The sequence below is a fragment of the Psychrobacter sp. genome, assembly GCF_018260395.1.
GTDB lineage: Bacteria > Pseudomonadota > Gammaproteobacteria > Pseudomonadales > Moraxellaceae > Psychrobacter.
Window position 1 is genome coordinate 1 of record NZ_JAGLBC010000144.1, and the last position, 5,964, is coordinate 5,964.

8 protein-coding genes, 1 pseudogene and 1 other annotated feature are annotated in these 5,964 nt (G+C 36.2%); of the genes and pseudogenes, 5 read left to right on the top strand and 4 right to left on the bottom strand.

What is annotated here, in order from left to right; all coding sequences use genetic code 11:
- From QZ265_RS09410 to mobC, 3 genes and pseudogenes are all read right to left on the bottom strand, one after another.
- Positions 1 to 610 (bottom strand): annotated as a pseudogene (locus QZ265_RS09410) (IS3 family transposase); the annotation flags it as partial.
- Positions 219 to 335, bottom strand: a sequence feature (AL1L pseudoknot). Its footprint overlaps the pseudogene before it by 117 nt.
- A 159-nt stretch (positions 611 to 769) precedes the next feature.
- A complete protein-coding gene (locus tag QZ265_RS09415) occupies positions 770 to 1,909 on the bottom strand; it encodes a relaxase/mobilization nuclease domain-containing protein (protein WP_296405598.1) in 1,140 nt (379 codons plus the stop codon).
- The gene (mobC, locus tag QZ265_RS09420; RefSeq protein ID WP_296405600.1) at positions 1,899 to 2,264 is read right to left on the bottom strand and encodes a plasmid mobilization relaxosome protein MobC; all 366 of its coding nucleotides are present in this window, start codon (positions 2,262 to 2,264) and stop codon (positions 1,899 to 1,901) included. Before mobC ends, QZ265_RS09415 begins: the two co-directional genes overlap by 11 nt.
- Positions 2,265 to 2,494: 230 nt before the next feature.
- Between mobC and QZ265_RS09425 the strand changes: the two genes are divergently transcribed.
- Positions 2,495 to 3,007 (top strand): hypothetical protein, encoded by a 513-nt coding sequence (locus QZ265_RS09425; protein WP_296405602.1) that lies wholly within the window; start codon positions 2,495 to 2,497, stop codon positions 3,005 to 3,007.
- 261 nt (positions 3,008 to 3,268) lie between these two features.
- A complete protein-coding gene (repM, locus tag QZ265_RS09430; RefSeq protein ID WP_296405604.1) occupies positions 3,269 to 4,240 on the top strand; it encodes a replication initiation protein RepM in 972 nt (323 codons plus the stop codon).
- Between the two features lie 194 nt (positions 4,241 to 4,434).
- Here the strand turns inward: repM and QZ265_RS09435 are convergent, their stop codons facing one another.
- Positions 4,435 to 4,587, bottom strand: coding sequence for a hypothetical protein (locus QZ265_RS09435; protein ID WP_296405605.1), 153 nt, complete (start codon positions 4,585 to 4,587; stop codon positions 4,435 to 4,437).
- A 559-nt stretch (positions 4,588 to 5,146) separates the two neighbouring features.
- On the opposite strand from QZ265_RS09435, the gene QZ265_RS09440 reads away from it, so the two are divergent.
- From QZ265_RS09440 to QZ265_RS09450, 3 genes are read left to right on the top strand one after another with little or no spacing between them, the layout of a single operon-like run.
- On the top strand, positions 5,147 to 5,428 hold the full coding sequence (locus tag QZ265_RS09440) for a hypothetical protein (protein ID WP_296405607.1): 282 nt from the start codon (positions 5,147 to 5,149) through the stop codon (positions 5,426 to 5,428).
- A gap of 36 nt (positions 5,429 to 5,464) precedes the next feature.
- On the top strand, positions 5,465 to 5,743 hold the full coding sequence (locus tag QZ265_RS09445) for a helix-turn-helix transcriptional regulator (protein WP_296405609.1): 279 nt from the start codon (positions 5,465 to 5,467) through the stop codon (positions 5,741 to 5,743).
- 3 nt (positions 5,744 to 5,746) lie between these two features.
- Positions 5,747 to 5,944, top strand: coding sequence for a hypothetical protein (locus QZ265_RS09450; protein WP_296405611.1), 198 nt, complete (start codon positions 5,747 to 5,749; stop codon positions 5,942 to 5,944).
- Positions 5,945 to 5,964 lie beyond the last annotated feature (20 nt).

The following is a 5,964-nucleotide window of genomic DNA, read 5'->3' on the forward strand; positions in this document are numbered from 1 at the left end:
CCCTGCATGCTATGCTGACGCATTAACCGCTCTACAGTGCAGCGTGCAGGATGTACACCTTCGGATTTCAACTGTTTCCAGACTTTACGAGCACCGTATCGGCATTTGCTGTCCTTCCAAATACGTTTAATCTCATTAAGATAGAAGTCGTCATGCTGACTACGCTGTGAACGTTTCTCCGGATTGTCGTTTAAATCTTTTATGCGGTAGTAGGTGGATGGAGCAATCGGTAATACTCTACAGATTGGCTCGACTCCATATTGTTGTTTGTGATCGTCAATAAAATCAACCATTACTTGGGTTTGCGGTCGAGCTCCGCCTGGGCGAAAAAAGCTGCAGCTTTCTTTATAATCTCATTGGCTTGTCTGAGTTCTCTGCATTCACGTTCAAGCTCTTTGATACGCTCTTTGTCACTTTGTGCTTGCACCGATGCAGGAATGGTTTCATCAATGTGCTTTTTATGCCATGATCGTAGGGTCTCAGGTGTGCAACCTATCTTTGGCGCTATGGCTTTGATGGCTGACCAGGTGGATGGGTAGTCGTCTTTAGCTTCAATTAGCATACGGACGGCTCGCTCTTTCATTTCAGGGGTATAGTTTCGTGTTTTCATTGTCGTATTCTCTCAGAAAGTTAGTTCTCCGACAATCCCGGGGCGGTTCAAAATCGTTAAAATAGCAGCTAAATAAAGAGAAAATATCTTTAATCTCTATACAAGATATAAAACCCTTAATAACTATCAAAATATCAGATTATAGGCATAAAAACACGATTAGGGCCTAAAAGATGGGATATAGGTATCTATTTCTTTAGTACTCTGTGTATCAAGAATAGCTCCTGTGCTGCCAAGGTTTTTTACATTACCCAAATGTAATGGCTCAGGCAGGATTGCTTCCTTGTATCGTTCCTGATGATATGCGGTTTTTATTTTTATTCCTTCTTTTAAATTGATCTTATCTACTCGGTTACGGTAAGCTATGCTCGATTCGCTGTGATAAGCACTACTGTAAGTATTTTTAATATGTGGCTCAAACTTAATCCCATTATAATTTTTATCAAACATAGCACCTTTGAGTCGAACACTCATAACTCTTCCATTCTTATCTTTTAGATTATCATGCGCTACTGACACACTAGTCTCACTATTACCTCTACTGATTTTAAGCCCCCAATGCCTTAATGTATTTAAAAGTGACTGACGGTTCCTTACTATACCTCGTTGAGATTCTAAAAGAAGTCTCCTTTTAAGAGCTTCTTCTAAAGCACGACGACTCACAGGGTTTTTTATAGTTTCATCATCCTCATTAATTTGTATTCTTTGATATCTGTTCACATTAAAAGGACTTGGTCTTGGTGAATAGCTGTTATAGGGATTAACTAATCGTTTACGTCCAGGATCATTAGGATCACTTAATGATTTACCATCAATAGCCTTAACCTCTACATTGATAATATTCTTCCATGCATTGACCCGCCTTTGATCAGCTGGCTCATAGTAAGGTTGGAACGCTTTGCCCGACCTTAGTTCTTGGCACGGTATTACAAAATTCAGCTCCAGCCGTCCTACAGGATTATTCTCATCAATGTCTTTGTCTGCATGCTCAACCCAAAGAATATCGTACTGATCGCTATTCAACCCACAAAAAATAACGTCTTCAAATTCCTGCATAATACGTCGCTTATCGTCATCACTAATTTCATTAGCACGCTCACTGAATGATAAATAACCTGATTTATACTTTGACTTATGCCTATTCGTATCAATAAGATGTTCAGTGAGCACAGGATCGCCATAGAGCACCTTTGCATGTTGACGTGGTATGCTATTACCATCTTTATCTCGCTCACGTAGAAGGTAGTTTAAAACGCCACTAGCTTTACCTTTACCATAACTAGAAAATTTAACAATCATTGTCCCCCCTTACCGCCATCTTTGACTGCTCAATACTGATCTCAACTAATCGATGTAGCTCTTGTCTAATTGCTTGAATCTCAGTCAACACTTCAGCATTAACACTATTTTCAATATGAACATACTTAGTTAATTGATTTAGATTACTACCCAACCGGCCTAATTGCCTCACTAACTCAGGATCCACAGGTTTAGCTGGTGTTACCCCTAATGCTAAACCTCGAAGCCAACTGGCCACTGTACTACCTCGATTGCGTTTCTTTATCTCAGCAAGTTCATAATCATTGACTCGAATTGATATTTCACGTGTCCTTTTTGCCCGTTTGTCTAAAGTACCAGATTCATTTTCAATCATAACCATTACCAAATTAGTAGAGGGGTTTTAAGGGGGTTTGGGGTCTCCCCAACCAGCACACAGAAGGGGAAATAGTGAATTTATAGCGTAGCATAAATTCGCCCCCTTCAGTGACTGCTGGCTTAAAATTATAAATTAGATGTAATATTATTTTTCATCTATTGTCCATATATAGTTTATAATTATTGTCTGTAGATAGTTTTTATTGATTGTTTGTAGAGGGTTTAGTAATGGAATATGTTAAGCAGAAGAATCAAAATCGAGTGGAAAACATGAAGCTTGTGAATTTAAAAAGAAGAGCCAGAAGCGATGCCATTATTTTCTTTTTAAGGGTGATCGACAACATGGGTCAGATAAAAGAAGTTATGCGGCATTATCATTTGAAGCATTTATCAAACGATAAAAGAAAGGAGTTATGGTATGCGTTTTGTGATTTACCTAATATAGATAAAATAGAGAAGAGACAGCTAGATAATATGCATCTGAATGAGCACTCATTAACATCATACAGTGCTGACCAAGTGCTTAAACTTATGAGTCTTAATTTTAACAAAGGGAAGCTGAAAATATTTGCTTCTAAGGATCGTAGTCAAAATAAGGAACTAGCTCAATTGGTATTGTCTGTGATTAAGAGTGATCCTAAAAAATATAGAGAGACTTTAGATTTGTTCGTTAAGTACTGGATAGAAGACTATGAATTAAGATATGAACAATCTAGTGAGGGTTATAGTGCTTTTTTATAGTTATTCCCAACACAAGAGCTTTTAATGTTTTTAATAACTTTTAAATGCTTTTAAGTACTTCGGACACTTTATTATTAAAGGAGTACAGTCTTATTAAGACGACATATAGTTACCCATAAGACGACATATAGTTACCCATAAGACGACATATAGTTACCCATAAGACGACATATAGTTACCCATAAGACGACAGACTTATACATTGCGTTTTAACGATGGTTGTATTAAAGTCGTCTTTAATTCTTCTATGGTAATACCATTATGTCTAAATCTGATCTTGTTGTAAAAACCAATCATTTGAACACTGTGCTTCAGAATTTAACATTGGCTGAGATACACATCATTCAATTGGCTATTGTAGATGCCAGAGAAACCGGAACAGGCTTAAGTACAGATAAGCCGTTACGTATAAGTGCTATGCGTTATTCTGAAGCTTTTCATACAACTCGACAAAACGCATATAAGCGGTTAAAAGAAGCCCAAGAAACTTTGTTTAATAGACGTTTTAGCTTTTTAAATGATAAAGGGAATAAGGTTATGTCTAGATGGGTGCAACAAGTTGAGTATATTAACAATGAAGGTGCTATTGAAATTGTTTTTACTAAAGCAGTGGTAGAAGGTATAACGCGTATTGATGGAGCCGTCGATTTTTTTACAGAGTATCTGTTGAAGCAAACAGCAACTATGGATAGCAATTATTCAGTGAGGCTGTATGAATTATTGGTTCAGTGGAAAAAAGCTAAATCGACACCTGTATTTGATCTAGAAATATTTAGAGGTCAGCTAGGTCTGGGGGTTAACGAATATAAGCGTATGTATGATTTCAAACATCGTGTTTTAGATGTAGCTGTAAAGGAAATTAATGAAAAATCAAATATAAAAGTTAGTTATGACCAAAAAAAAGATGGTCGTAAAATAATTGGTTTTAAGTTCAAGGTGTTAGAGAAACAAGAAAATAGCGATAGAAAAGTACATCTTAAACAAGATAGAGATCCTAATAATGGCGATATGTTCACTATTGATGGCTTATCAGATAAGCAACTAATAAGAATTACACGTCATAAAGAGTTCATAAGTAGTTATGTTCAATTGGCTAAAGGTGAAGCTGGTAGGGATTGGGATAAGTTTAGTGAATTTATGGCTAATGAGATTAAAAAGGATCCAAATAAGTTTAGTAAAAAACGCCCAATAAGAGAGTATTTAGATGGTGAGCCAGAGGATTATCAATACTAGATATAAATGAACCGCCCCAACTTTATTAGAGAGTTTTTTTGAGTCAAGCAGATGATTACAATCTAAAAATGATTAGTATTCAAAGCCTTTCAATATCTTCTTTAGATTCTTCCACTATCTCTCTAAAAATATCAATCATATCATCTAGTGAAAATTGACCGTCAGACACAAGCTGCCAAAGCTCTAATATAGAGTTATTTTCTTACGGTACATGAGATTATTACACAGTCTCCACGTTCTCTAGCTTTTATTTGCTCTTTAGCATCGCTTGCATTAGGTGCTTGGACTGGAGCTGTAATTATAGATTCTGAACCTTTACGTTTATATTTAACTTCATACCACTTCATATGTACTCACCTTTAATTTATATATTATTCATCTAGTATATTAATACTAGACAGCCTAATTATATATCAATAATATTTTAATACAAAAAGAGCCCCTTATTGGAGTCCTTTTGTACATAAAAACTTAAAACACTTTCAACGAAAGTCCATTAACATAACGTCTGTTATGCGAATAAGTATGGTTTTCTATCGTGGGTTCAGATATTCTATTGTACTAGTAACTTCTTTATGAAGTACTAAACAATCCTGCTTTAGTGCGCATACATAAACTTGACTTACAGTAATGTTTTATAGTAACCTAACAACTAAGAATAGACGATCCGTCTAGATGCGTTTTAGAAGCTATCATTTATTAATCGAACCTTGTAATTGGCTGATTTCAGCCGCTATTTTTATAGCTGCAACACCCGAAGACCTCGACCTCTGTACTATCTCGTTTGTACTTGTGCAACTTGTCATTCGCTTGGTATTTCGACTGAGGCTTCGCCATAGTATAAGGCTTGTGGCGTTCTAATGTTATTTCTCTCGGGTTCAATTGTGTTGTCGACTGGTACAATCCGTGCCGTCAGAAAGCGTCGTAAATAATATGAATGATAAAAGACTTTTAGAACAGTTGCGGGCTCAGCTTGCTGAGATTCAAGCAACTACGCATGATACATTAGAACCCAGTGTTACTCGTAAAATCGAAGAAGCAATAGAGAATCTTGATTTAGTAATAGAGAACTCATCTTCCAAAGAAACAGACTATAAGGCAATAGGTTTAAAAACGCTCGGTGACTTACTTCTTTACTTCCCTAGCATTATTGAGCTTATTCAGATTTTTAGAAAGTTTCTAGAGTAGTACAGCAAGCCTTACCACTCTTATAAGGTTGAAAACATGAAAATCGGCAGTGTTATAAAAAAGTGTCGGAAATTAAGAAATATGACGCAGTTGCAAGTAAGTGTTTTAGCAGATGTTTCTGAATCATACTTATCATTAATAGAAAAAGATAAACGTCAACCAACCTTATCCAATCTAGAATCAATTGCTGACGCTTTACAGATACCAGTAAGTATTCTCGTATTTTTGGCAGCTAAGCAAGAATCCATCTCGGAAATTACAGACACACAGATTGAATTCCTCACCAAAACAATTTATTCGATGATTGAAGCTTAAACAATGGGCTTTCACCCTCTGCCTCAGGTTACGCCAATTGCAAATATTAGCTCACTTGCTAAGCTATTAGAGATTACAGTAGAAGAGCTAAAATATGTACTGGCTAATAAAGATAGATATTGGTGCCTAGGAAAAAAACTAACCAAGCCCAATGGTGAAGTAAGGCATACCCTAGCGGAACCACCTAAAAACGCCTTATAAAATATTAATAGACCACCCAA